Annotated in this window: 20 protein-coding genes and 1 pseudogene; 10 read left to right on the top strand and 11 right to left on the bottom strand. The window is 73.4% G+C overall.

Annotated features, from left to right (window positions below; all coding sequences use genetic code 11):
• Positions 1 to 30 precede the first annotated feature (30 nt).
• Positions 31 to 1,698, top strand: a complete 1,668-nt coding sequence (locus AB0N29_RS04930; RefSeq protein ID WP_364864561.1) for an AMP-binding protein — start codon at positions 31 to 33, stop codon at positions 1,696 to 1,698.
• Between the two features lie 53 nt (positions 1,699 to 1,751).
• Here the strand turns inward: AB0N29_RS04930 and AB0N29_RS04925 are convergent, their stop codons facing one another.
• From AB0N29_RS04925 to AB0N29_RS04915, 3 genes are all read right to left on the bottom strand, one after another.
• A complete protein-coding gene (locus AB0N29_RS04925) occupies positions 1,752 to 2,891 on the bottom strand; it encodes a nucleotide pyrophosphatase/phosphodiesterase family protein (RefSeq protein WP_302270906.1) in 1,140 nt (379 codons plus the stop codon).
• A gap of 11 nt (positions 2,892 to 2,902) precedes the next feature.
• A complete protein-coding gene (locus AB0N29_RS04920) occupies positions 2,903 to 3,487 on the bottom strand; it encodes a DUF5998 family protein (protein WP_302270904.1) in 585 nt (194 codons plus the stop codon).
• Between the two features lie 74 nt (positions 3,488 to 3,561).
• Entirely contained in the window at positions 3,562 to 6,258 is a 2,697-nt protein-coding gene (locus tag AB0N29_RS04915; protein ID WP_364864557.1) for a GNAT family N-acetyltransferase, read from the bottom strand.
• A gap of 68 nt (positions 6,259 to 6,326) precedes the next feature.
• Here AB0N29_RS04915 and AB0N29_RS04910 point away from each other — a divergent pair, with 68 nt between their 5' ends.
• From AB0N29_RS04910 to AB0N29_RS04895, 4 genes are read left to right on the top strand one after another with little or no spacing between them, the layout of a single operon-like run.
• Positions 6,327 to 8,819 (top strand): DNA topoisomerase IV subunit A, encoded by a 2,493-nt coding sequence (locus tag AB0N29_RS04910; RefSeq protein ID WP_364864554.1) that lies wholly within the window; start codon positions 6,327 to 6,329, stop codon positions 8,817 to 8,819.
• Positions 8,820 to 8,824: 5 nt separating this feature from the next.
• Positions 8,825 to 9,568 (top strand): LppX_LprAFG lipoprotein, encoded by a 744-nt coding sequence (locus AB0N29_RS04905; protein ID WP_364864551.1) that lies wholly within the window; start codon positions 8,825 to 8,827, stop codon positions 9,566 to 9,568.
• A 7-nt stretch (positions 9,569 to 9,575) separates the two neighbouring features.
• Positions 9,576 to 11,345, top strand: coding sequence for an MFS transporter (locus tag AB0N29_RS04900; RefSeq protein ID WP_364864549.1), 1,770 nt, complete (start codon positions 9,576 to 9,578; stop codon positions 11,343 to 11,345).
• 22 nt (positions 11,346 to 11,367) lie between these two features.
• Positions 11,368 to 11,868, top strand: coding sequence for a carbonic anhydrase (locus AB0N29_RS04895; RefSeq protein WP_302270899.1), 501 nt, complete (start codon positions 11,368 to 11,370; stop codon positions 11,866 to 11,868).
• A gap of 86 nt (positions 11,869 to 11,954) precedes the next feature.
• Here the strand turns inward: AB0N29_RS04895 and AB0N29_RS04890 are convergent, their stop codons facing one another.
• The 3 genes from AB0N29_RS04890 to AB0N29_RS04880 are packed head-to-tail and all read right to left on the bottom strand — an operon-like array spanning position 11,955 to position 16,053.
• The gene (locus tag AB0N29_RS04890; RefSeq protein ID WP_364864546.1) at positions 11,955 to 13,673 is read right to left on the bottom strand and encodes a glycoside hydrolase family 3 protein; all 1,719 of its coding nucleotides are present in this window, start codon (positions 13,671 to 13,673) and stop codon (positions 11,955 to 11,957) included.
• Between the two features lie 59 nt (positions 13,674 to 13,732).
• The gene (locus AB0N29_RS04885; protein ID WP_302270897.1) at positions 13,733 to 13,957 is read right to left on the bottom strand and encodes a hypothetical protein; all 225 of its coding nucleotides are present in this window, start codon (positions 13,955 to 13,957) and stop codon (positions 13,733 to 13,735) included.
• Positions 13,958 to 13,986: 29 nt separating this feature from the next.
• Positions 13,987 to 16,053, bottom strand: coding sequence for a DNA topoisomerase IV subunit B (locus tag AB0N29_RS04880; RefSeq protein WP_302271642.1), 2,067 nt, complete (start codon positions 16,051 to 16,053; stop codon positions 13,987 to 13,989).
• Positions 16,054 to 16,495: 442 nt separating this feature from the next.
• Here AB0N29_RS04880 and AB0N29_RS04875 point away from each other — a divergent pair, with 442 nt between their 5' ends.
• The 3 genes from AB0N29_RS04875 to AB0N29_RS04865 all read left to right on the top strand — a co-directional run bounded on the left by AB0N29_RS04875 (position 16,496) and on the right by AB0N29_RS04865 (position 18,153).
• Positions 16,496 to 16,723 (top strand): hypothetical protein, encoded by a 228-nt coding sequence (locus AB0N29_RS04875; protein WP_302270896.1) that lies wholly within the window; start codon positions 16,496 to 16,498, stop codon positions 16,721 to 16,723.
• Between the two features lie 103 nt (positions 16,724 to 16,826).
• Positions 16,827 to 17,303, top strand: a complete 477-nt coding sequence (locus tag AB0N29_RS04870; protein WP_364864542.1) for a DUF456 domain-containing protein — start codon at positions 16,827 to 16,829, stop codon at positions 17,301 to 17,303.
• Positions 17,304 to 17,313: 10 nt separating this feature from the next.
• Positions 17,314 to 18,153, top strand: coding sequence for an EamA family transporter (locus AB0N29_RS04865; RefSeq protein WP_364864540.1), 840 nt, complete (start codon positions 17,314 to 17,316; stop codon positions 18,151 to 18,153).
• 84 nt (positions 18,154 to 18,237) lie between these two features.
• Here AB0N29_RS04865 and AB0N29_RS04860 read toward each other — a convergent pair.
• The 3 genes and pseudogenes from AB0N29_RS04860 to AB0N29_RS04850 all read right to left on the bottom strand — a co-directional run.
• A pseudogene (locus AB0N29_RS04860) lies at positions 18,238 to 19,308 on the bottom strand (RNA polymerase sigma factor); the annotation flags it as partial.
• Positions 19,309 to 20,000: 692 nt separating this feature from the next.
• Entirely contained in the window at positions 20,001 to 20,567 is a 567-nt protein-coding gene (locus AB0N29_RS04855; RefSeq protein WP_364864538.1) for an HhH-GPD-type base excision DNA repair protein, read from the bottom strand.
• A 48-nt stretch (positions 20,568 to 20,615) separates the two neighbouring features.
• Positions 20,616 to 20,960: a cupin domain-containing protein gene (locus AB0N29_RS04850; RefSeq protein ID WP_364864536.1), complete on the bottom strand. Its 345-nt coding sequence runs from the start codon at positions 20,958 to 20,960 to the stop codon at positions 20,616 to 20,618.
• Positions 20,961 to 21,079: 119 nt separating this feature from the next.
• Here AB0N29_RS04850 and AB0N29_RS04845 point away from each other — a divergent pair, with 119 nt between their 5' ends.
• The gene (locus tag AB0N29_RS04845) at positions 21,080 to 22,645 is read left to right on the top strand and encodes a peptide chain release factor 3 (RefSeq protein ID WP_302270890.1); all 1,566 of its coding nucleotides are present in this window, start codon (positions 21,080 to 21,082) and stop codon (positions 22,643 to 22,645) included.
• A gap of 127 nt (positions 22,646 to 22,772) precedes the next feature.
• Here AB0N29_RS04845 and AB0N29_RS04840 read toward each other — a convergent pair whose 3' ends face one another.
• Positions 22,773 to 23,177, bottom strand: coding sequence for a universal stress protein (locus AB0N29_RS04840; protein ID WP_302270888.1), 405 nt, complete (start codon positions 23,175 to 23,177; stop codon positions 22,773 to 22,775).
• Between the two features lie 109 nt (positions 23,178 to 23,286).
• On the opposite strand from AB0N29_RS04840, the gene AB0N29_RS04835 reads away from it, so the two are divergent.
• Positions 23,287 to 23,706, top strand: a complete 420-nt coding sequence (locus tag AB0N29_RS04835; RefSeq protein ID WP_302270887.1) for a hypothetical protein — start codon at positions 23,287 to 23,289, stop codon at positions 23,704 to 23,706.
• Positions 23,707 to 23,739: 33 nt separating this feature from the next.
• On the opposite strand, the gene AB0N29_RS04830 is transcribed toward AB0N29_RS04835, so the two are convergent.
• Positions 23,740 to 25,203: a glutamate--cysteine ligase gene (locus AB0N29_RS04830; protein ID WP_364864532.1), complete on the bottom strand. Its 1,464-nt coding sequence runs from the start codon at positions 25,201 to 25,203 to the stop codon at positions 23,740 to 23,742.
• Positions 25,204 to 25,205: the final 2 nt, after the last annotated feature.

The raw sequence follows: 25,205 nt of genomic DNA, 5'->3' as shown, positions 1-25,205 counted from the left end.
CGGCCCGTGCCCACCGGGTGCAATGCCGACGTGACCGACGCCACCATGCCCGTCCTGCCCCACGCCACGATGGCCGAGCTGTTCCTCGCCCGCGCGGAGGACGACGGCACCGGGCTGGTCTTCGAGGGCCGCCGGTGGACCTGGCGCGAGGTGCTGGCCGAGGCGGCCGTGCGGTCCGCGGTGCTCCAGGAGCTGCGCCCGGCCGACGCCCCCTGGCACGTCGGCGTGCTGCTCGAGAACACCCCGGAGTACCTCTTCCTCGTGGCCGGCGCCGCCCTCGCCGGCGCCACGGTCGTCGGCGTCAACCCGACCCGGCGCGGGGCCGAGCTCGCCTCCGACGTACGCCGGACCGACTGCGCGGTGATCCTCACCTCCGCCCCGCACGACGCGCTGCTCGAGGGCCTCGACCACGGCGCGGGGACGGTGCTCGACGTCGAGGGCGAGGAGTACGCCGCGCTGCTGGCGCGCCACGCCGGCGCCCCGGTCGAGGCGACGCCCGAGGGGCTCGACCCGCGCAGCGTGCTGCTGCTGCTCTTCACCTCCGGCTCCACCGGCGCGCCCAAGGCGGTCATCTGCTCGACCGGCCGCTGGGCGACGGTCTGCCAGCTGACCCCGATCCCGGTCGGGCCCGAGGACGTGGCGTACAACGCGATGCCGCTCTTCCACGGCAACGCGCTGATGGCCGCCTGGGGCCCGTGCATCAACCACGGCGCGGCGTTCGCCCTGCGGCGCCGGTTCTCGGCGTCCGGCTTCCTCGCCGACGTCCTCGAGACCGGCGCCACCTTCTTCAACTACGTCGGCCGCTCGCTGGCCTACGTGCTGGCCCAGCCCGAGAGCCCCGACGAGGGCCGCACGAAGCTGCGCTTCGGCTTCGGCACCGAGGCCTCGACGCGCGACCGCGAGGAGTTCCTCCGGCGCTACGGCGTGGCCGTCTCGGAGTCCTACGGCTCCTCGGAGGGCACGTGCTACATCATCCGCACCCCGGAGACGCCCGGCGCGGCCCTGGGCCTGCCGCAGGTCGGCTTCACCATCGACGTCGTCGGCGAGGACGGCCGGCCGTGCCCGCCGGCGCGGTTCTCCCCCGACGGCGAGCTGCTCAACGCCGCGGAGGCGACCGGCGAGATCGTCTCCCGCGGTGCCGCGGCGCGGTTCGAGGGCTACTACAAGAACCCCGAGGCGAGCGCCGAGAAGCTGCGCGACGGCGACTTCTGGACCGGTGACCTCGGCTACCGCGACGAGGACGGCTTCTTCTACTTCGCCGGCCGCACCGCCGACTGGCTGCGCGTGGACTCCGAGAACTTCGCGGCTGCGCCGGTCGAGCGGATCCTGTCCCGCTTCCCCGGCGTCGCCGTCGCGGCGGTCTACCCCGTCCCCGACCCGCGGACCGGCGACCTGGTGATGGCCACGCTGCAGGTCACCGACCCCGCCGCCGTCGACGGCTCCGACCTCGCGGCGTTCCTCGACGAGCAGGCCGACCTCGGCACCAAGTGGGCGCCCCGGCTCGTGCGGCTGACCAGCGACCTGCCGGTCACCGCGACCCGCAAGGTGGACAAGCCCTCCCTGCGCCGCTTGCTGTGGCGCGGTGCGGACCCGGTCTTCGAGCGCGTCGACGGCGCCTACCGGCCGCTCACGGCCGAGCGGGTCGCCGACCTCGAGGCGGAGTACGCCGAGCACGGTCGGCTCGCGCTGCTCGGCTGAGCGCCCCGCCGGGGTCCGCCCGGCGGCGCGCCGGCGCGAGCGCCCCGCCGTGGTCAGTCGACCAGGACCGGGATCAGCATCTCCTCGGGCGTGAGCGACCCGTGCAGGCCCACGAGCGTCTTCTCGTAGGAGAAGTCGGTCGTCGAGAACACACCGTGGTCGCCGGTCGAGGCGACGACGACGTCGCCCAGCCGCGGCAGCACCGAGGCGTCCACCGGCCCGAACCACCCGCGCCGGACCGCCTGCTCGCGGGTGAGCACCTCCGCCCGCTCCCCCAGCACCGACGACCACGCCGCGGCCACGTCGTCGACCGCGCCGCGGTCGACGTAGAGGTGGCGGAAGCGCGCCTCGCCGCCGAGCAGCCGCACGCCGTCGCGGAGCTCGGGGTGGTCGTCGACGTCGAGGCGGTGCTCGGGCGGGCAGTCGACCATCCCGTGGTCGGCCACGACGACGAGCCGCACGTCGGCCGGGAGCACCTCGCGCAGCTGCTCGGCCTCGGAGTCGATGCTCGAGAGCTGCTGGAGCCACTGGCTGGAGGAGACGCCGTACCGGTGGCCCGTCCAGTCCAGGTCGCTGTCGTAGAGGTAGGTCAGCGACGGCCGCTCGACGCAGGCGGCGACCGCCGCCGCGACCCGCTCGCCCACCTTGTCGGCGGCGACGTACTCGGCACCGCGGGAGCCGGCCAGCGTCAGCCCGCTGCTGGCGAACTCCCGCTTGTTCACGACCCGGACCGAGACGCCGGCCGAGCCGAGCCGCGCGAACGCGGTCGGGTGCGGCTGCCACTCGAGCGGGTCGACGTCCTTGGACCAGGCCAGCGCGTTGAGCAGCCGGTCGGTGCCCGGCACCCGCGTGGTGAACCCGACCAGGCCGTGCACGCCCGGCACGAGGCCGGTGCCCAGCGAGGTGAGGCTGGTCGCGGTGGTCGACGGCACGCCGGCGGTGGCGGGGGCCTGCCCTAGCAGCGAGGAGAGGTACGGCGCGGCGTGGCCGTGCCGCTCCAGCAGCCGGTGCCCGAGGCCGTCGACCAGGAACAGCACGTACGACGAGGCCGGCGGCAGCTCGAGGCCGGTCGGGGTCGGCCCGCCGAGGTCGACGCCCAGCGCGACCGCGACGGCGGGCACGACGTCGGAGAGCGAGCGCTGGCCGTAGGCCGGCTCGTGGAAGTCCACCGGCGAGGGGCTCGAGGAGGACACGGTCGTCGGCGTCAGGCGTGGGTGGCGGCCGAGAGCGACTCGGCGAAGGACAGCAGCCCGTGGACCGCGTCGGCCCCGTCGGCGGCGGCGGAGACCCGCAGGGAGAAGTCGTCGGAGGACAGCACGCCGGTGTAGCCGTGGTCGGCCTCGCAGCTGGGGTCCGAGCAGCCGGCCGGCTCCAGGTCGATCCGGGCGACCCCGCCCCAGCCGATGGTCATGACGACCTCGGCGGGCCGCGAGGGACCGGAGGTCGGGTTGGCGATGTTGCGGGTGACGACCACGGACTTGACCGCCGAGAGGCTGACCGCCTCGGTCGAGGTCGAGGTGTAGGGCTCCGGCAGCAGGTCGTCGCCGGGGTGCTCGTCGGTGTGCGCGAGCACCAGCCGGCTGGGGGTCAGCACCACGACGCTGAGGTGGCGACGTACCTCGTCACGCTCGAAGGTCGGCTCGTGGTGGACGAAGAACGACAGGACCTGCTCGCCCGCGACCGCCGCCGCCACGCCGTCCCCGACGACCTCGGGGTAGTAGCCGGTGCGGTCGATGGCGTGCCGGAGCTCGGTGGCCCGGTCCCGGTCGTCGGTGGTGCGGCTGCGCATGCGCGCAGTGTGTCACGCACCTCCCCCACCGGCTCAGTCCGGCCGGGACCGGTCCGCCCGCGCCCGGGCCCGCCTCAGCTCGGGAGCGTGTCCCCCGGCAGCGACGGCAGCCGGCGCACGAACCAGTCCGAGCGCGGGTCGGTCACCGGCTCGACCCGCCCGGCCGCGGTCAGCACGCTGGCGCCGTGCGCACCGGCCAGGACCAGGGAGAGCTCGAGGGAGCGCACCTGGGGCAGGTCGTTCTGCAGCTGGGAGACCCGCAGGATCAGCCGCTCGACCTCGGCCACGTCGACCACCTCGCTGCCGCGGTAGCCGAAGAGCATCGGCGCGGCCTTGATCTCGCGCACCATCGCCGCCGCGTCGCGCTCGCTGAGCGGCGGGATCCGGTAGGAGCGGTCGGTCAGCAGGTCGGTGATCGGGCCCGAGATGCCGAAGGACACGACCGGGCCGAAGAGCGGGTCCTCGATCGAGCGGATCGAGACCGGCACGCCGGGCTGCGCCACCTTCTGGACCACGAAGCCCGCGCCGGCGGGGTCGCCGATGACCGAGGACAGCGAGTCCCAGGCGTCGGTCATCTCCTCGGGATCGTCGATGTTGCGCCAGACGTGGGCCAGGTCCGGCCGCTCGCGGAGGTGGTCGGCGGTCGCCTTGAGCACCACGTCCCACCCGAGCGACTCCCCGGCCGCGCGGGCCTCCTCGAGGCTGGCGACGCGGTGCACCGGCCACAGCTCCACGCCGTACGCCGCGAGCAGCTCGGCCAGGGTCTCCTGGCTCAGCTCGACGCCCTCGGGGTGCTGGGTGAGCACCCGGTTGACGACGGCCTTCGCGGTGCGCGGGTCGACCGTGTCGCCGACGCGGGGCGGGGCGTCGGGGGTGCGCAGCCACACGGCGTACTCCACGACGCGGGCGAGCGCGCGCACGGCGTACTCCACGGCGGGGTACGACGGCACCGAGCCGCGACCGGCGGTCGAGCCGGCCACGTCGGGCACGCGCAGCAGCTCGGGCACGCCCTCGGCGCCGAGGAAGGAGGAGACCAGCGGCTTGTCGGACTGCTCGCCGACGGCCGCCAGGACGTTCGCGACGTCCTCGCCGGAGACGTTGAGCGGCGGGATGTAGACCGCGACGACCGAGTCGATCTCGGGGTCGTCGATGGCGGCGTCGAGGGCGTCCTCGAAGTCCTCGGCCGTCGCCTCGGCGCCGAGCGCGACGGACTTGTTGACCACCAGGCCCACGGCCGCGGCGGCGTCGGCGGCGAGCAGGCCGAGCGCGTCGGAGTTGCCCACGATCGCGACCCGGCGCCCGCGCGGCAGCGGCTGGTGGGCCAGCAGCTGGGCGACGTCGAACATCTCCTCGAGCGTGTCGACCTGGATCACCCCGGCCTGGCGGAACATCGCGTCGACCGCCTGCGGAGGGGCGGAGATCCGGCGCACCGCATGGCCCATCGGCACGCCCTGGGTGGTGCGCCCCGAGCGCACCGCGATGATCGGCTTTCGCAGCGAGACCCGGCGGGCGATGCGGGAGAACTTGCGCGGGTTGCCGATGGACTCCAGGTAGAGCAGGACGACCTCGGTGGAGTCGTCCTCCTCCCAGTACTGCAGCAGGTCGTTGCCCGAGACGTCGGCGCGGTTGCCCGCGCTGACGAAGGTGGACAGGCCGAGGCCGCGGTTCTGGACCTTCTCCAGGATCGCGGAGCCGAGCGCGCCGGACTGGCAGAAGAACCCGGCACGACCGCGCGGCGGCATCACCGAGGACAGCGAGGCGTTGATCGAGACGGAGGGGTCGGTGTTGATGATCCCCAGGCAGTTCGGGCCGATCAGGCGCAGGCCGTAGGAGCGGGAGAGCCCCACCAGCCTGCGCTGGCGCTGGCGGCCCTCCTCGCCGGTCTCGGCGAAGCCCGAGGAGATCACGACGAGGCCGTGGACGCCCTTCGCGGCGCAGTCGAGCACGACGTCCTGCACCGACTCCGCCGGCACCGCGACGATCGCCACGTCGACCTCGTCGGGGATGTCGCCGACGGTCTTGTACGCCGGCATGCCCGAGACCGCGGCGGCGGTCGGGTTCACGACGTACACCCGCCCGGTGAAGTCGCCGGTGACCAGGTGGCGCACGAGCGCCTGGCCGATGGTGTCCTGCCGGCGGGAGGCGCCGATGACGGCGACCGAGCGGGGGTTGAAGAACCGCTCGATCGAGGCGGCCTCGGCCTTGTGCTCCCGGCCCTGCATCAGCCCGATCGCGGTGTCGGTGGGGGTGATCGGGAATTCCAGGACCAGCACGCCGTCCTCGTACTCGCTGGCCACGTGGTAGCCGGCGTCGCGGAAGGTCTGGATCATCCGGGTGTTGTCGGGCAGCACCTCGGCGACGAACCGCTCCACCCCGCGCTCGCGGCCGGCCTGGGCGAGGTGCTCGAGCAGCAGCTGGGCGATGCCGCGGCCCTGGTGCCTGTCCTCGACGAGGAAGGCGACCTCGGCCTCGCCGGGCCGGATGACGTCGTAGCGACCGACGGCGATCATCTGCCCGCTGAGGGTGAGCACGAACGCCACGCGGTCGCGGTGGTCGACCTGGGTGAACCGCTTGACGTCGCGGTCGGAGAGGCGCGGCATCGGCGAGAAGAACCGGTAGTACTTCGAGGTGTCGGAGACCCGGGCGTAGAACTCCACCAGCAGGTCGGCGTCCGCGGGGCCGATCGGCCGGATGTGGGCGGTGCGTCCGTCCCGGAGGAGGACGTCGGCCTCCCAGTGCCGGGGGGCGGTGGGGACGTCCTGCTCGGTCACGGGAGGAATCTAGCCGGTCCCGGTGTGCCCCCGGCCCCCGCGACCACCCCGCCGGGGAGAATGTCGCCATGGCACGACGTACGACTCCCCCGCCGCCCGAGGACTTCGAGGAGCACATCCTCGACACCGACATCAAGCAGGAGATGGAGTCGTCGTTCCTGGAGTACGCCTACTCCGTCATCTACTCCCGGGCGCTCCCCGACGCACGCGACGGCCTCAAGCCGGTCCAGCGCCGGATCCTCTACACGATGAACGACATGGGCCTGCGCCCCGACCGCGGCCACGTCAAGAGCGCGCGCGTCGTCGGCGAGGTCATGGGCCGGCTACACCCCCACGGCGACGGCGCCATCTACGACGCGATGGTGCGGATGGCGCAGCCGTGGTCGATGCGGCTGCCGTTCATCGACGGCCACGGCAACTTCGGCTCGCCCGACGACTCCCCCGCCGCGATGCGCTACACCGAGGCCCGGATGGCGCCGGCCGCGGTCGCGATGACCGCCTCGATCGACGAGGACACCGTCGACTTCCGGCCCAACTACGACAGCCGCGAGCTGGAGCCGTCGGTGCTGCCTGCGGCCATCCCGAACCTCGTGGTCAACGGCACCACCGGGATCGCGGTGGGCATGGCGACCAACTGCGCCCCGCACAACCTGGTCGAGGTGGTCCAGGCGCTGCGCCACCTGGTCAAGGACCCCCGCGCGAGCCTCGACGACCTGATGCGGTTCATCCCCGGGCCGGACCTGCCCACCGGCGGCAAGATCGTCGGCCTTGACGGCATCCGCGACGCCTACGAGACCGGCCGCGGCACGTTCAAGATGCGCGCCAGCGCCCGCATCGAGAACATCACCAACCGCCGCAAGGGCATCGTCGTCACCGAGCTCCCCTACGGCGTGGGCACCGAGAAGGTCATCGAGCGGATCAAGACCCTCGTGCAGGCCAAGAAGCTGCAGGGCATCTCGGACATGAAGGACCTCACCGACCGCGAGCACGGCCTGCGGCTGGTGATCGAGATCAAGAACGGCTTCGTCCCCGAGGCGCTGCTCGAGCAGCTCTACCGGCTCACGCCGATGGAGGACAGCTTCGGCATCAACAACGTCGCCCTGGTCGACGGCCAGCCCCGCACGCTGGGCCTCAAGGAGATGCTCGAGGTCTTCCTCGCGCACCGCTACGACGTGGTCCGCCGCCGCTCGACCTTCCGACGCGGCAAGGCCGCCGACCGGCTGCACCTGGTCGAGGGACTCCTCGTCGCGATCCTCGACATCGACGAGGTCATCCAGCTGATCCGCTCCAGCGACAACGCCGAGCAGGCGCGCGGGCGGCTGATGGACGTCTTCGAGCTGACCGAGCCGCAGGCGACGTACATCCTCGAGATGCAGCTGCGCCGGCTCACGAAGTTCTCCCGGATCGAGCTGGAGAAGGAGCAGTCCGAGCTGCAGCAGACCATCGACGAGCTCGACGCGATCCTCGGCGACGAGAAGCTGCTGCGGCGGGTGGTCTCCGACGAGCTCGCCGAGGTCGCCACGACGTACGGCACGCCGCGCCGGACCGTGCTGCTGGAGTCCGCCGGCTCGCCGGTGAGCAGCGCCGTGCCGCTCGAGGTCGCCGACGACCCCTGCTTCGTCTACCTCTCCTCCTCCGGCCTGCTGGCGCGCACCGCGACCGACGAGCCCCCCGGCCAGGGCGGCGGCCGCGCCAACCACGACGTGGTCATCTCCGCGGTCCGCGGCACCGCCCGCGGCGAGGTCGGCGGGCTGACCAGCACCGGCCGGCTGGTGCGCATCGGCGTGCTGGAGCTGCCCCAGCTGCCCGGCACCGCGAACGACCCGCACCTCGCGGGCGGCCTGCCCGTCAGCGAGATCCTCGCCCTCGAGCCGGGCGAGCGGCTGCTCGCGCTGTGCACGCTCGGCACCGACGGACCCGGCCTCGCGCTGGGCACCAGGCAGGGCGTGGTCAAGCGGGTCAACCCCGAGGTCCTCAACCGGGACGACTGGGAGGTCGTCCGGCTCGCCGACGGCGACGAGGTCGTCGGCGCGGTCGAGCTCGTCACCGGCGAGGAGACCCTCTGCTTCGTGACCACCGACGCCCAGCTGCTCCACTTCGGGGCCGACGGCGTCCGTCCCCAGGGCCGGACCGGCGGCGGCATCGCCGGCGTCCGGCTGACCGCCGGCGCCTCCGTGCTGTGGTTCGGCGCGGTCGACCCCGCCGCCCCCGAGGGGTCGGTCGTGGTGACCGCCTCCGGCTCCTCGACCGCGCTGCCCGGCACCGAGCCGGGCGCCGTGAAGGTGACGCCCTTCGAGGAGTACCCGCCCAAGGGCCGGGCCACGGGCGGCGTGCGCTGCCACCGGTTCCTCAAGGGCGAGGACGCGCTCGTCTTCGCCTGGGTGGGCACCGCACCGGCGCGCGCCGCCGCCGACAGCGGCGCCCCGGTCGAGCTGCCAGAGGCGACCGGCCGCCGCGACGGCTCGGGCATCCCCGGGACGCAGCCGATCGCGGCCTGCGCGGGCCCCGTGTCCGCCCGGTTCTCCGGGACCGGGGCGCCCACCCCCGGTGTGGAAGGCTGATCGGCATGCTCCGCTCCGTCGTCGGTCCTGTCCGTCCTGCCCGCACGCTGGCCGCACTCGGCCTCGCCGCGACCCTCTCCACCGCCCTGCTGACCGGCTGCTCCGGCGACGACGACGGTGGCTCGGGCCCCGCCGCGGACGACCAGACGCCGGAGGAGGTCCTGGCGGCGGCGAAGACGGCCTTCGACGAGACCTCCGGGCTCTCGATCCGGCTCAGCACCGACGACCTCCCCGAGGGCGTCACCGGCATCGTCGACGCCGCCGGCACCGGCACCCACGCCCCAGCCTTCGAGGGGGCGCTGACGGTGCGCATCTTCGGCCAGGAGGCCGAGGTCCCGGTCGTGGCGGTCGACGACAAGGTCTTCGCCCAGCTGCCGCTGACCAACGGCTGGCAGGACATCGACCCCACCGAGTACGGCGCGCCGGACCCCGCCGACCTGATGAGCCCCGATCGCGGCTTCTCGGCCCTGCTGCCGGCGACGACCGGCGTCGAGGAGGGCGAGTCGGTGCGCGGCGGGGAGAAGAACGACCAGGTCCTCACCGAGTACACCGGCACCGTCCCCGACACGGCCGTCGCCAACGTCATCCCGGGCGCCTCGGGCGACTTCGACGCGACGTACACCGTCGACGACGACGGCCTGCTGACCTCGGCGGTGCTGACCGGCGTCTTCTACGCCGACTCGCCCTCGATGACCTACACGATCGACTTCGCCGACTACGGCACCGAGCAGGACATCACCGCCCCGTGAGCGCCCGGTGAGCGCCCCGGCGAGCCGGCTCGGGTCGCCGCGCCTGCTGCTCGCCCTGGCAGCGGTCGCGGTGGCCTTCGCGGCCGCCGACACCTACGTGGTCGTGCTCGCGCTGCCGGACATGATGGCCGGCGCCGGCGTCTCGGTGGAGCAGCTGCAGAAGGCCGCCCCGATCATCTCCGGCTTCCTGCTGGGGTACGTCGCGATGCTGCCGCTGATCGGGCGGATCGCCGACCTCCGTGGCCGCACGCCGGTGCTCGTGGCCGCGCTGGTCGTCTTCGCGCTCGGCTCGCTGGTCACCGCGGCGGCGTACGACCTGCCCAGCATGGTGACCGGCCGCTTCCTCCAGGGCGTCGGTGGCGGCGGCCTGGTGCCGGCGACCCTCGCCCTGGTCGCGGACCTCTACCCCGCCGAGCGCCGCGGCGTGCCACTGGGGCTGGTCTCGGCGGTCCAGGAGGTCGGCAGCGTGCTCGGCCCGCTGCTCGGCGCCCTGGTGCTCGCGGTCGCCGACTGGCGCGCGATCTTCCTGCTCAACCTCGCCGTCGGCCTGGTGCTCGCCGCCGCGATCCGCGCGCTCGGCCGGGACGGCGCCTCGCCACCCGGCCGCCGCGGCATGCCCGACCTCGTCGGGATGCTGCTCGCGCTGGTGGCCCTGGCGGCCGGCGGTCTGGTCTTCGTGCGGCCCAGCCAGCTGCTGCGCGACCTGACCTGGGGCGAGATGTTCGTGCCGTACGTCGGCGACGGCCGCTGGCTCACCCCGGTGGGCCTGGTGGCGATCGTGGCGGCGCTGCTGCTCCTCGTGCGGTGCGCGACCGCCCGCCGCCCGCTGGTCGACCTCCGCGGCTGGTGGCGCAGCGCCCGCGACGCCGACCTGACCGGTGCCCTGCTGCTGGCCGTCGCGCTGGGCGGGGTGATCCTCGCCTTCGCCACCGCCGACCCGAAGGTCCAGGTCTTCTCCGACCAGGGCCTCTGGTACCTCGTCGGCGCGGCCGTCGGCGCCGCCGCCTTCGTGGTCCACGTCCGTCGGTCCGACGCGCCGATCGTGCCGGCCGGTGCGCTGCGGCGTACCCCGGCCTGGGGCGCGGTGCTGGTCAGCTTCTTCGTCGGCGCCGCGCTCATCGCCGCCCTCATCGACATCCCGCTGTTCGCCCGCACCACGATCCACCGCGACTCCCAGCTGATGGCGGCCCTGGTGCTGCTGCGCTTCCTGGTCGCGCTGCCCGTCGGTGCGGTCGTCGGCGGCTGGCTCACTCGCCGCGTGGGGGCCGGCGTGATCACCGCGGTCGGCATGGCCCTGGCCGCGCTCGGGTTCGCGCTGATGACGCAGTGGGGCGTCGACAGCCTCGAGCACCTCACCTCCGACCTCACCCTCGTCGTGTGCGGCTTCGGGTTCGGGCTCGCGCTCGCGCCGGTCAACGCCGCGGTCCTGGCCAGCACCGACGACGACGTGCACGGCGTGGCCAGCGCGATGGTGGTCGTCGCGCGGATGGTCGGCATGCTCGTCGGCATCTCCGCGCTCACCGCGCTGGGCCTGCGCCGCTACTACGACCACCTCGAGGACAACCCGCTCCCCTCGGCGCGCGAGGTGTGCGGGGACCGCACGCGCTGCCAGGAGTACTCCGACCTGATCGCGGCCGCCGGGATCCCCCAGGAGCACGCGGTCTTCGCCGGCGCCGCGGTGGCCGCGGTGCTCGCCGGGCTGCTCGCGCTGGTGGTCTTCCGCGGCGCCGCCACGCGGGCCGTCTCGCCGGTCGAGGCCCTCCGCACGGGCGTCTGAGCGGTTCGGTAGGTTCCGGTCCGTGGCTGACTCGGACTTCGACGACCTGCTCGCCGCGAACCAGCGCTTCGCGGAGACCTTCGACCTCGCCGGCTTCGACGGCGTCGCCCATGCGGGGGTCGCGATCGTGACCTGCATGGACTCGCGCATCGACCCGCTCGGCATGCTCGGCCTCAAGCCGGGCGACGCGAAGATCTTCCGCAACCCGGGCGGTCGGGTGACCCCCCAGGCGCTGGAGGCGCTCGTCCTGGGCGTGCACCTGCTCAACGTCGACCGGATCCTCGTGGTCCCCCACACCCGCTGCGCGGTCGCCTCGAACACCGAGGAGGAGCTGCGCGAGCGCGTCGCCGCCTCGGCCGGCCAGGACGCCGCCTGGCAGCCGTTCAACGTGGTCACCGACCAGCAGGCCGCGCTCGCCGACGACGTGCACAAGGTGCGCAGCCACCCGCTGGTGCCCGAGTCGGTCAAGATCGGCGGCTTCATCTACGACGTCGACAGCGGGCTGCTCGAGCGCGTCGTCTGAGGCCGCGGCGCTCGAAGCGGCTGCAACGCGACGTTCGCCGCTGTGTCGGCACGCTGCAGCGTGCCGACACAGCAGCGGACCTGTCGTTACAGCCGGCACCCCCGCCGCTCGACCCCGACCACCGGCACCGGGAGCCGCCCGGGAGCGGAGGCCTCACCGCGGAGCACGTCGACGAGGGCGCCCATGGCGCCCGGCGTCTCGCCGTACGTCGCGATGCGGACGCCCGCGGCGGAGGTGCCGAGCACCCAGGGACGGTCGGTCGCGACGACGATCCCGTCGTCCGGCGCGGTGCCGCCCGGACCGACGAGGTGGACCGGAGTGCCGTGCACGACCATGCGCGGCTCGATCCGCCGCCAGGCCGCCAGGCGCCGGCGGTCGCGCTTGCGGTCGCCCGTGCGCTGCGGCCGCGGCGGCTTCACGTACGTCACGTGGCCCAGCTCCATGCCGGCCGCCGAGGCGGCCGTGCGGAACGCCGCCACCGCGCCGTCGTCGCCGAGCGGCACGACCGGTCCGTCGACCAGAGCCCCGGAGCAGGGTCCCGCGGCGACCGTGACGGCCTCCGCGGACAGCTCGCGGGAGGCGGCCGCCGCCGAGCCCGGCGCGGCGGGGCGGCCCCGGTCGGCGGTGTGCTCGAGCAGCGCGACCATGCGGGTCGCCGCCTGCTCGAGGCGCCGGCGAGGGAGCCGGCCCTCACGCACCGCCGCCACGATGGCCGCGCGGGCGGCCGCGGGATCGCTCGGCATCAGCACCACGTCCCCGCCCGCGGCGAGGAAGCGGACCGCCGGCTGCCGCACCGACCGGACCGCGGCCATCTCCAGCGCGTCGCTCACGACGAGGCCGTCGAAGCCGAGCCGCTCGCGCAGGAGGCCGTGGACGACCGGTCGCGACACCGTGGCCGGCACGCCGCGGTCGAGCGCCCGCACCGCGATGTGGCCGACCATCACCGCCGGCAGGCCCGCCGCCACGGCCGCCCGGAACGGCACGAGGTCGGTGCGCAGGAGCTCGCGCAGCGAGCGGTCCTGGACCGGGAGCCCCACGTGGCTGTCGGTCGTCAGCGAGCCGTGCCCGGGGAAGTGCTTGACCACCGGCACGACGCCGGCGGCCCACATGCCCCGGGCCGCGGCGACCGAGTGCTCCGCGGCCACGGCCGGGTCCGCGCCGGCGGACCGCGAGCCGATCACGGGGTCGCTCACGCCGCCGGTGACGTCGGCGTCGGGCGCCAGGTCGACGTCGATCCCGAGCCCGCGCAGCTCGCGCGCCGCCGCCAGGTAGGCACGACGGGTGAGCCGCTCGTCGTCGGCCGCCCCCGCCGACATGAAGGCGGGGTACGCCGTCACCGCACCGCGCACGCGCTGCACCAGCCCGCCCTCCTGGTCGACGGCCGTGATCAGGGGCCACCGGCGCCCGGCACCACGCTCGAGGGCCCGCAGCGCCTGGCGCAGCTGGTCGGGCCCGGCGACGTTCTCGTCGAAGACCACCACGCCGCCCAGGTGCAGCCGGCGCACCAACCGGGTCGGCGCGGCCGTGCCGGCGTACCGCGCCACGATCACCTGGCCGGCGAGCGCCGGGAGCGGCAGCCTGCCCACCTGCCGCGCGGCGCGGTCCAGCTCGGCGCGGGTAGGACCCCAGCCGGGGGCCAGGCCGAGCCGCTCGGACGGGCTGGGCGCCGGAGCCTGCTCGGCGGACGTGGCGTCGCCCGCGGGGCCGCCCTGCGACGTACCGTCGTCACCCGTGCAGCCCGCCGTCAGCGCGAGCGTCGCCAGCGCGGCGACCAGGGCACGGGCAGGACGTCGGTGGCGGAGCACCCGCCCATGCTGCCAGCCGGGACCGTCCGTCCCCGGATCGCCGACCCCGCCGCCCGCGGTCAGCCCGCGCTGGGCTCGTGCTCGGCGCGGACCTGGGACTCCACGACCAGCACGACCAGCGAGTTGCCCACCAGGAGCAGGCCGAGCACCGCCAGCACCCACACCGCGCTCGCGTGCGTCCCCTCCGGACCGCCGGCGACGTGGCAGACCAGTGCGACGACGAGGGTGAGGATCCCGGAGAGCAGCAGCGAGGCGCCGAGGGCGCGCGCGAGTCGGTGGTTCATGCCGACGACCTACCCAGCCGACGCCCGGCTCACGCGTCCAGCGCCTCCACGTCCACGTCGTAGGCGCCCTGGACGATGAACTCCTTGCGGGGCGCGACGTCAGAGCCCATCAGCAGCTCGAAGACGTTCGCCGCCACGTCGGCGTCGTCGACGGTGATCCGGCGCAGCGTGCGGCGGCGCGGGTCCATGGTGGTCTCGGCCAGCTGGTCGGCGTCCATCTCACCGAGGCCCTTGTAGCGCTGGACCGGGTCCTTCCACTTCACGTTCTTCTTCTTCAGCTCCGCCAGCGTTCGCTGCAGCTGGTCGTCGGAGTAGGTGTAGACGTACTTGTCCTGGCCCTTGCGCGGGTTGGAGATCTCGATGCGGTGCAGCGGCGGGACGGCCGAGTAGACCCGGCCCTCGCGGATCAGGTCCGGCATGTACTTGAAGAACAGCGTCGCCAGCAGGCAGCGGATGTGTGCGCCGTCGGAGTCCGCGTCGGCCATGAAGATGATCCGGCCGTAGCGGCGGGCGTCGAGGTCGAACGTGCGGCCCGAGCCGGCACCGACGACCTGGATGATCGAGGCGCACTCGGCGTTCTTGAGCATGTCGCCGACCGAGGCCTTTTGGACGTTGAGGATCTTGCCGCGGATCGGCAGCAGCGCCTGGAACTCAGAGTTCCGCGCCAGCTTGGCCGTGCCGAGCGCGGAGTCCCCCTCGACGATGAACAGCTCGGTGCGGTCGTTGTCGGTGGCCCGGCAGTCGGCCAGCTTGGAGGGCAGCGCCGAGGACTCCAGGGCGTTCTTGCGCCGCTGGGTCTCCTTGTGCTGGCGCGCGGCGATCCGGGTCTTGGCGGCGCCGGCCACCTTCTCCATGACCAGCTTGGCCTGCGCCTTCTCCTGGCGCTTGGTGGAGGTGAGGAAGTCCTTCAGCTCGGCGGCCACCACGCGTCGTACGACGGTGCGCGCGGCCGGCGTGCCCAGGATCTCCTTGGTCTGCCCCTCGAACTGCGGCTCGGCCAGGCGCACGGTGACCACCGCGGTCATGCCCTCGAGCACATCGTCCTTGGTGACGTCGTCGTCGTTGACCTTGAGCACCTTCGCGGCCTTCATCGCGTCGTTGAAGGTGCGGGTGACGGCCTGCTCGAAGCCGCTGACGTGGGTGCCGCCCTTGGGGGTGGCGATGACGTTGACGAAGGACCGCAGCTCGGAGTCGTAACCGGTCCCCCACCGCACCGCCACGTCGACGCCGAGCTCGCGCTCGACCTCCTGCGGGGTCATGTGGCCCTTGTCGTCGAGCAGCGGCACCGTCTCGGTGAACGTGCCCGACCCCTGCAGCCGCAGGATGTCGGTGACCGGCTCGTCGGCGGCCAGGAAGTCGGTGAACTCGGTGATGCCGCCGTCGTGGCGGAACTTCTCCTCGACCAGCTCGGGTCCCCGCAGGTCGCGGATGACCAGCTCGAGCCCCGGCACAATGAACGAGGTCTGCCGGGCGCGGGTGACGAGCTCGTCGTAGACGAAGCCGGCGTCCTTGGTGAAGATCTGCCGGTCCGGCCAGAACCGGATCCGGGTGCCGCTGCGGCCCTTCGCGACCCGGCCGCCCTTGCGGGTCAGCCCGGACCGCGGCTCGAAGTCGGCCGCCGGGTCGTCGTCGGCGGCGAACACGCCGGGCACGCCGCGGCGGAAAGAGATCCCCTGGGCCGCCGGCGACCGCTCGACGTCGATGTCCATCCGGGTCGACAGCGCGTTGACCACCGACAGGCCGACTCCGTGCAGGCCTCCGGTGGCGACGTACGACCCGCCGCCGAACTTGCCGCCCGCGTGCAGCTTGGTCGCGACGACCTCGACACCGGGCAGCCCGGTCTTGGGCTCCTTGTCCGTGGGGATGCCCCGGCCGTCGTCGTGGACCTCGGCGGAGCCGTCGGCGTGCAGCGTGACCTCGACCCGGGCCGCGTGGCCGCCGAGGGCCTCGTCGACGCCGTTGTCGATGATCTCCCACAGGCAGTGCATGAGCCCGCGGGTGTCGGTCGAGCCGATGTACATCCCCGGGCGCTTGCGCACCGCCTCGAGGCCCTCGAGGACCAGGAGGTGCGCTGCGTTGTAGGTGTTGTCGGCGATCGTGGGGCTCCTGCGGTACGGCGGGTCCGACGGCCGGCCCGGACCGGTTGCGGCGTCCAGGGAAATCCGTCGGTGGTCTGGTCTCCGAATCTACCCACGACACGCCGCACGCCCGAGGAGCCACGCCCGGTCCCCGCGCCACTACGGTGAGCCGCAGCACAGCAGCACCACCGCAGGACGTCACGATGCGGACACGATCCACGCCACGTCGGGTGGTTCCGGCACCGGGGCGACCAGCACCGCGTCACACTTCGTAGGACCAGTCGTTATCCCCTGAACGGGTGAACGTGGGCCGGACACCGCCGTCCGGAGCATGGAAACCCCGGGATCGGGCAACACTGTCCGTGATGAGATCGACGTGTCGGGCACCACGTGGCCGCGGGAATCCTTGGCCCCGCCTCTACGTTGAGCAAGACACCGAGACACAAGAAATGAGGCCGATGTGACCACCACCGTTGCACCCAGCGCCCCGCTGACGGCTGCGGACCGCTGCGACCGCTGCGGAGCCCAGGCCTACCTCCGTGTGGAGCTCCAGACCGGCGGAGAGCTGCTGTTCTGCGCCCACCACGCACGCGAGCACGGCGACAAGCTCAAGGAGATCGCGGCGAACGTCGTCGACGAGACCCACAAGCTCTCCGGCACTCCAGCCACCACCACCGACGAGGGCTGACCAGACCAGCTCCCAGACTTCGACGGCCCCGGACCCATGTCCGGGGCCGTCCGTCATTTGCCCTCCTGCCACGCCTGCGGACCCCGCGTGCGAGGGTGGGCCGGTGAGCCTGGTGGAGGTCCTCGTCGCGATCGCGATCGCGGTCGGCGTGGCCGGCGTGGTCGTCCCCGTCCTGCCCGGGACGCTGCTCGTCCTGGCGGCGGTGCTGGTCTGGACGCTCGAGGTCGGCGGCACGACCGCCTGGACGGTCTTCGCCGTGGTCACGGTCCTGCTCGCGCTCGGCACGGTCGTCAAGTACGCCGTGCCCGGGCGCCGGCTCAAGGACGCCGGCATCCCCACCTCGACGCTGTGGGCGGGTGGTGCCCTGGGTGTCGTCGGGTTCTTCGTCGTCCCGGTCGTCGGGCTGCTCCTCGGGTTCGTCCTTGGCGTGTACCTCGCCGAGCACCGCCGGGTGGGCGGGACCGCCGCCTGGCCGTCGACCAGGCACGCGCTGCGCGCCGCCGGCCTGAGCATCCTGATCGAGCTGGCGGCAGCGCTCGCCGCCGCTGCGGCGTGGGTCGCGGGCGTGGTCCTCACGTGAGGCGGGGCTGATGGGAGCGCTGCTCGCCCTCGGCGCGGCGCTCGCCTACGGCCTCGGCGACTTCGTGGGCGGCTTCGCCTCCCAGCGGGTGACCGCGTGGTCGGTCGCGCTCACCGCCCAGGCCGGCGGCGCGGTCGCCGTCCTCCTGGTCTCCACGACCGTCGACGGCTCCCCCACCGGCACCGACCTCGCGTGGGCGGTTCTCGGCGGCGTCGGCAACGGCCTGGGCACCGCCTTCCTCTACCGCGGGCTCTCCTCGGGCCGGATGGGCGTCGTCGCGCCCGTCTCCGGCGTCGCGGCCACGCTGCTGCCGGTCGCCGTCGGCGTCCTCGGAGGCGAGCGACCCGGTGCCCTGGTCTGGCTCGGCGTCCTCGCCGCCCTGCCGGCGATCTGGCTGGTCGCCCGGCGACCACTGACCACCACCGCCGGAGCGCCGACCGGACGCGCCGGCGTGCTCGACGGCGTGCTCGCCGGGCTGGGCTTCGGCACGCTCTTCGCCGCGCTCGCGGAGGTGCCCGAGGAGGCCGGCCTGCTGCCGCTGGCGCTCAACCAGGTGGTCGCCGGGCTGGCCATCGTCGCGGTGGCGGTCGTCGTCCGTGCCCCCTGGGTGCCGCGCCAGCGCGGGGCGGCCCTGGGGGTGGTCAGCGGGGTGCTGGGCGCGACCGCCACCGGCGCCTTCATGCTGGCCACCCGGGAGGGCTACCTCGCGGTCGCGGCCGTCCTCACCTCGCTCTACCCGGCGGTGACCGTCGTCCTCGCCGCGGCCGTCCTGCGCGAGACGATCCACCGCAGCCAGGCGGTGGGGCTCGCCCTCTGCGCGGCCGCGGTGGCCCTCGTCGCCAGCGGCTGACCGAGCTCGCGTGGGAGAGCGGCGAGCCCCGCACCTCCGAGGAGGTACGGGGCTCGCTGCAGGTGGCCGGCTCGCGCCGTCCGGTCAGTCCAGGTAGTCGCGCAGGACCTGCGAGCGCGACGGGTGGCGCAGCTTCGACATGGTCTTGGACTCGATCTGGCGGATCCGCTCGCGGGTCACGCCGTAGACCTTGCCGATCTCGTCGAGGGTCTTGGGCTGGCCGTCGGTCAGGCCGAAGCGCATGCTCACCACGCCCGCCTCGCGCTCGGACAGCGTGTCGAGGACGGCGTGCAGCTGCTCCTGGAGCAGCGTGAACGACACCGCGTCGGCCGGGACGATGGCCTCGGAGTCCTCGATGAGGTCACCGAACTCGCTGTCGCCGTCCTCGCCGAGCGGGGTGTGCAGCGAGATGGGCTCGCGGCCGTACTTCTGGACCTCGATGACCTTCTCGGGGGTCATGTCGAGCTCCTTGGCCAGCTCCTCCGGGGTGGGCTCGCGGCCCAGGTCCTGGAGCATCTGGCGCTGGACGCGGGCCAGCTTGTTGATGACCTCGACCATGTGCACCGGGATGCGGATGGTGCGGGCCTGGTCGGCCATGGCGCGGGTGATCGCCTGGCGGATCCACCACGTGGCGTACGTGGAGAACTTGTAGCCCTTGGTGTAGTCGAACTTCTCGACCGCACGGATCAGGCCGAGGTTGCCCTCCTGGATCAGGTCCAGGAAGAGCATGCCGCGACCGGTGTACCGCTTGGCCAGGGAGACGACGAGGCGCAGGTTGGCCTCGAGCAGGTGGTTCTTGGCGCGGCGGCCGTCCTCGGCGATCCACTCGAGCTCCTCGAGGAGCTTCGGGGTGATCTTGCCGCCCTTGGCCAGCTTCTCCTCCGAGAACAGGCCGGCCTCGATCCGCTTGGCGAGCTCGACCTCCATCTCGGCGTTGAGCAGCGGGACCTTGCCGATCTGCTTCAGGTAGTCCTTCACCGGGTCGGCCGTCGCGCCGGCGACCATGACCTGCTGGGCCGGCTCGTCGGTCTCGTCCGCGGACGAGACGACGAAGCTGGAGGTGGCCGTGGCCTCCTCCTCGTCGGCCTTGATCGTCGGGTCCTGGGCGACGTCCTTCTCGAACTGCTCGTCCGGGACGTCGGGGAGGATCTTCTTGCCGTCGGGGCCGATGACGGTCGGCGCCTCGGCGACCGGTGCGGCCGGAGCCGCCGCGGCGGCCGCAGCCTTCTTCGTCGGAGCGGACGCGCCGGTGGTGGCGGCGGCCTTCTTGGCCGGCGCCTTCTTGGCGGTCTTGGCCGTGGTGGTCTTGCGGGCGGTCGTCGCGGCGACGGCGCGCTGGGCGCTGGCGCTCACGTCGACCGAGATGCCCAGGGAGCTCAGGTGCGCCAGCAGCGACTTGAGGTGGCGCGGCTCGACGGCCGCGTCCTCACTGGCCTGGCGGACATCCTCCGGGCTCAGGCTGCCCGACGGCTTACCCCGCTCGATGAGGGCCACGACGGCTGGGTGCGAGAGCACCTCGGCAGGGATCTTGCGCGCGGTCGAGGACACGAACACCTCTCGTCAACTGACTGTGGAGCAACGGCGGGGCGACTCTCGGGCGCAGCAGAGCCCGCACACGTCAAGAGCCGCGGTTTCATTCTGCCACGGGGTGGGTGACGGCACGGCATCAGCGTCCTATTCCGCAGCACGGCGGGGCGCACTGGTCCAGAACGCACGGCGTCGGCCGGGTGAACGAGCGGCCACGAGCTCGTGCCGGACCGCCCCATGAAGTGGTCCTGCCCCCGATGACCGCCGGCCAATCCTGGTCCGGCCGCGGACGGACGGCGACGGACGTCGGGGGCGCACGCTCAGGCCTGCTGCTTGGCGGCTGCCTTCTTCTGCTTCTTGAAGTCGCGCACCTTCTGCAGCGTCTCGCCGTCGACGACGTCCGCGACGGAGCGGTGGCCCTCCAGCGCGTAGTCGCCGACCGCCTGCTCCCAGCCGTCGGGGCGCACCCCCAGCTGCTTGGCGAGCAGGGCGACGAAGATCTGCGCCTTCTGCTTGCCGAAGCCGGGCAGCTCCATGACCCGCTTGAGCAGCTCCCTGCCGGTCGTCGCCTCGGTCCACAGCCGCTCGGTGCGGCCGTCGTACCGCTCCTCGACCAGCGCGGCCAGCGCCTGGAGGCGGGCAGCCATGGAGCCCGGGAAGCGGTGGATCGCCGGCGGGGTCGAGCACAGCGCCGCGAACTCCTCGGGGTCGGCGGCGGCGATCCGGGCAGGGTCGAGCGTGCCGAAGCGGTCCAGGACCTTGGCGGGACCACGGAAGGCGTGCTCCATGGGGTACTGCTGGTCGAGCATCATCCCGACGAGCAGCGCGAAGGGGTCCTCGGTTAGGACGCGGTCGGCGGAGTCGTCACCGGTGATGTGGATGCTCATGGACCCAGGATGCCGGAAGCGCGGGGCGCGCCCGCCGGGCCACCCGCGTCAGCCGGGCGGCCGAGTGCCGACCGCGACGGTGAGCAGGACCGCGGAGTCCTCCACCGCCTCGAGGTCGTGGCGCGCCACCGGCACGACCGCGTGGTCGCCCGCGACGCCCTCCCACGTCTCGTCCCCTGCGTGCAGCCGCACCCGGCCGCGCAGGACCTGCAGGGTCGCCTCGCCGGGGCTCTCGTGCTCACCGAGGGACCGGCCCTCCGCCAGCGCGATGAGGGTCTGACGCAGCCGGTGCTCCTGCCCGCCGTAGAGGGTGTGCGAGCTCCGGCCGGCACCGGCCGCACGGGCCGCCGCGAGGTGCTCCTCGACGGCGCTGGTCAGGGATGTCGTCTGCATCGGTCGTCCTCCTGGGGGCGGGTGGTGCCGCCATCGTGCGCCCTCGAGGCGCCTGTGCACAGAGGCGGACGAGTCGCGCTGAAGCGGGAGTGCGCCGGGTCGGGCGTTAGGTTCGGTCGGTGCACGACAGCCGCCCCCGCCGTACCTTCGCCGTCATCAGCCACCCCGACGCGGGCAAGTCCACGCTGACCGAGGCGCTCGCCTTGCACGCGCGGGCCATCAACGAGGCGGGGGCCGTGCACGGCAAGGGCGACCGCCGGGCCACCGTGTCGGACTGGATGGCGATGGAGAAGGCGCGCGGCATCTCGATCACGTCGGCCGCGCTGCAGTTCGTCTACCGCGACCACGTCGTCAACCTGGTCGACACCCCCGGCCACAGCGACTTCTCCGAGGACACCTACCGCGTGCTGTCCGCGGTCGACTCCGCGGTGATGCTGGTCGACGCCGGCAAGGGGCTGGAGCCGCAGACCCTCAAGCTCTTCCGGGTGTGCGCGCTGCGCGGCATCCCCGTCATCACGGTCATCAACAAGTGGGACCGCCCCGGCCTGTCGGCGCTGGAGCTGATGGACCTCATCCAGGAGAAGATCGGGCTGCGGCCCACTCCCCTGACCTGGCCGGTCGGCGAGGCCGGGGACTTCCGCGGCGTCCTGGACCGGCGTACCGGCGAGTTCGTGAAGTACACCCGCACCGCCGGTGGTGCCACCCGCGCGCCCGAGAAGCGGATGCGTGCCGACGAGGTCGAGGAGAACGACGCGCCGGTCTGGGCGGATGCGGTCGAGGAGCACGAGCTGCTGGGCCTCGACGGCGCCGACCACGACCAGGAGCGCTTCCTCGCCGGGGCGACCACGCCGGTGATGTTCGCCTCGGCGCTGCAGAACTTCGGTGTCGCGCAGCTGCTGGACCTGCTGCTCGACCTCGCGCCGGAGCCTGGTGACACCCCGGGTGCCGACGGCACGGTCCGTGCGGTCGACGACGAGTTCAGCGCGTTCGTCTTCAAGGTGCAGTCGGGCATGAACGCCGCCCACCGCGACCGGCTCGCCTACGCCCGGGTCGTCTCCGGCACGTTCGAGCGCGGCATGGTCGTCACCCACGCCGCCACGGGACGCCCGTTCGCGACGAAGTTCGCCCAGGCGGTCTTCGGCCGGGAGACGACGTCGGTGGAGAACGCCGAGCCCGGCGACATCATCGGCCTGGTCAACGCCACCGCCCTGCGCGTGGGCGACACCATCTACGTCGGCGACCCGATCGAGTACCCGCCGGTCCCGACCTTCGCGCCCGAGCACTTCGTGACGGCCAGCGCCGGCGACATCGGCCGCTACAAGCAGTTCCGCCGCGGCATCGAGCAGCTCGACCAGGAGGGCGTGGTGCAGGTGCTCCGGTCGGACCTGCGCGGCGACCAGAACCCCGTCCTCGCTGCCGTCGGACCGATGCAGTTCGAGGTCGTCGAGGACCGGATGACCAACGAGTTCAACGCCCCGATCCGCTTCAGCCGGCTGGACTACCAGCTCGCGCGGCGCACCGACGCGGCCGGTGCCGCCGCGCTGGCGGGGATCCGCGGGGTCGAGGTCCTCCAGCGCAGCGACGGCACGCACCTGGCCCTCTTCGTCGACCAGTGGCGCGCCAAGGTCACCGCCCGGGACAACCCCGACGTCCTGCTCGAGGCCCTCCCGGCCGGCGGCAGCTGATCCCGCCGACCGACTACCCGAAGTGCGGGGTCGGTGGCGTCCGACCAGGTCGGCGTGGCGCACCGGCCACTTCTGGTCGTCCGTCGTCGCGGTCCCGGCGATCTCCGGACCGGCGACCGGGGCTGCGTCAGTCGCCGCCCTTGACCGCCAGCACCGGGCACTTGGCGTCGAGCAGGATGCGCTGGGCGTTGCTGCCCAGGATGAGCTTGCCGACCGGCGAGCGGCGGCGCAGGCCGATCACGATCAGCTCGGCGTCGTTCGCGTCCGCGATGCTGATCAGGTCCTCGGCGGGCTCGAAGCCGCGCACCAGGTGGCGCACCTCGTGCTCGACGCCGCTGCCCTCGAGGCGCGACTCGACGGCGGCGAGCTCGGACTCCGCGGCCTGCGCGGCCGCGCGGTCGAGGTCGGGCCCGCCCCGGTGCGAGTTCACGACGACCAGCTTCGCGCCGCGGAGCCTCGCCTCGGCGATCGCTGAGGCCAGCGCGGCCTCTCCCTCGGGCTTCGGCACGTAACCCACCACCACGGTTCCCATGCTCGGCACCGTAGCCCATCACCGGGCCTGTGGAGAGGCCCGGCGGGACCGATCGTCCCCGGGAGAGGCTGGTGCCGTGCAGCCGCCTCCACCCGACCAGGGTCCCGGGGTGCCCGACCCGGTCCCCCGCGACCTCGGGCGCCTCCTGCGTCGCGCCGTGCTCGACCACGCGCGGTCCGAACGACGACGGGTGCACCTGCCGCTCCTGCACGTCGGCGTCCCGGGCGGTGCCGAGCGCGTGCTCGCGGTGCGCCCCGAGGACCGGCTCGACCACGCGTTGCGGGCCGACGCCGTCGCCGCCATGCGGGCAGTCGTCTCCCGCGCCGGCGGTCCGCTCGAGCCGCTGGTGTGGCTCACCCGGACCGGTCCGCTGGAGCTGCAGGACGTCGACGCGCAGTGGCTGGCGGCCGCCCGGGCGGCGTACGCCGAGGCCGGCGCGCCGCTGGTCATGGTGGTCGCCGGCCGCAAGGGCTGGTGGGACCCCCGCTCCGGGGCCCGGCGCACCTGGCAGCGGCTCCGCGAGCGGTGAGTCGCCCGCACCACGACGGGGCCGCCCCGGCAGTCAGTCCCAGGTGTGCACGGGCTCGTTGCTGTGCATCCGCTCGCGGTACTCCAGCAGCGTCGCGCGCAGGGCGTCGTACCGCTCCTGGTCGCCGCGCCCGTGCATCCGCCGCGCGAACCACTCGGCGCCGTTGACGCCGCTCAGGCAGCGCTGCTCGATGATCCCGAGCAGCCGGTCGGACTCCTCCCCCGGCACGCCCCACGCCTCCAGGCCCGCCCGCGCCATCGGCAGCAGGCGGCGCAGCACCAGCTCGGTGGCGCGCACCTGGCCGACGCCGGGCCAGTAGACCTGCGTGTCGATGCCCTGCTGCGCCGCCGCGTGGAAGTTCTCCTCCGCCGCGCTGAACGACATCTGGGACCACAGCGGGCGCTCGCTCTCCGCGAGGTGGCGGACCAGGCCGAAGTAGAACGCGGCGTTGGCCATGGTGTCGGCGACCGTGGGGCCGGCGGCCAGCACCCGGTTCTCCACGCGCAGGTGGGGGACGCCGCCCGCGATGTCGTAGACCGGCCGGTTCCAGCGGTAGATCGTGCCGTTGTGCAGCCGCAGCTCTGACAGGTTCGGGGTGCCGCCGCCCTCGAGCACCGCGAGCGGGTCCTCCTCGTCGGTGATGGGCAGCAGCGCCGGGAAGTAGCGGACGTTCTCCTCGAACAGGTCGAACACCGAGGTCACCCAGCGCTCCCCGAACCAGACCCGCGGCCGCACGCCCTGGGCCTTGAGCTCCTCGCTGCGGGTGTCGGTCGCCTGCTCGAACAGCGGGATCCGCGTCTCCCGCCACAGCTCCTTGCCCAGGAGGTACGGCGAGTTGGCGCCGACGGCGAGCTGCACGGCCGAGATCGCCTGGGAGGCGTTCCAGTACGACGCGAACTGGGCCGGTGAGGTCTGCACGTGGAACTGGGTGCTGGTGCACGCCGCCTCCGGCACGATCGAGTCGGTGGTGGTCACCAACCGCTCGGGCCCGCTGATGCCGATCGTGATGTCCTCCCCGCGCGCGTGGAGGATCTGCTCGCTCAGCAGCTTGTACCGCGGGTTGGGGCTGAGGCTCGCCGGGTCCATGTGGTCGCTGGTCAGGGTCGGGAGGATCCCGATCATCACCAGGTGGGCACCGACCGCCGCCGACTTCGCCTCGGCGTCGTTGAGGCTGCGGCGCAGGGTGTCCTCGAACGTCGTCAGGCCACCCTCGCGCAGCCGCGCCGGCGGCACGTTGATCTCGATGTTGAACTGGCCCAGCTCGGTCTGGAAGTCCGGGTCGGCGATCGCCTCGAGCGCCTCGGCGTTGCGCAGCGCCGGGTCGCCGAGCTCGTCGACGAGGTTGAGCTCGACCTCCAGCCCGGTCATCGGGTCGTCGGTGTCGAACCTCGAGTCGCGCAGCATCCGCGCGAACACGTCCAGGCAGCGCCGCACCTTCTCGCGGTGCCGCGTGCGGTCCGCGCGTGAGAACTCCTGTGCGTCGACCTCTTCACCCATGA

This window comes from Nocardioides sp. NPDC092400 (assembly GCF_040684155.1).
In the GTDB taxonomy this organism is placed as follows: Bacteria; Actinomycetota; Actinomycetes; order Propionibacteriales; family Nocardioidaceae; genus Nocardioides.
Note: the sequence above shows the minus strand (reverse complement) of the source record. Positions and strands in the feature narration are given on the sequence as shown.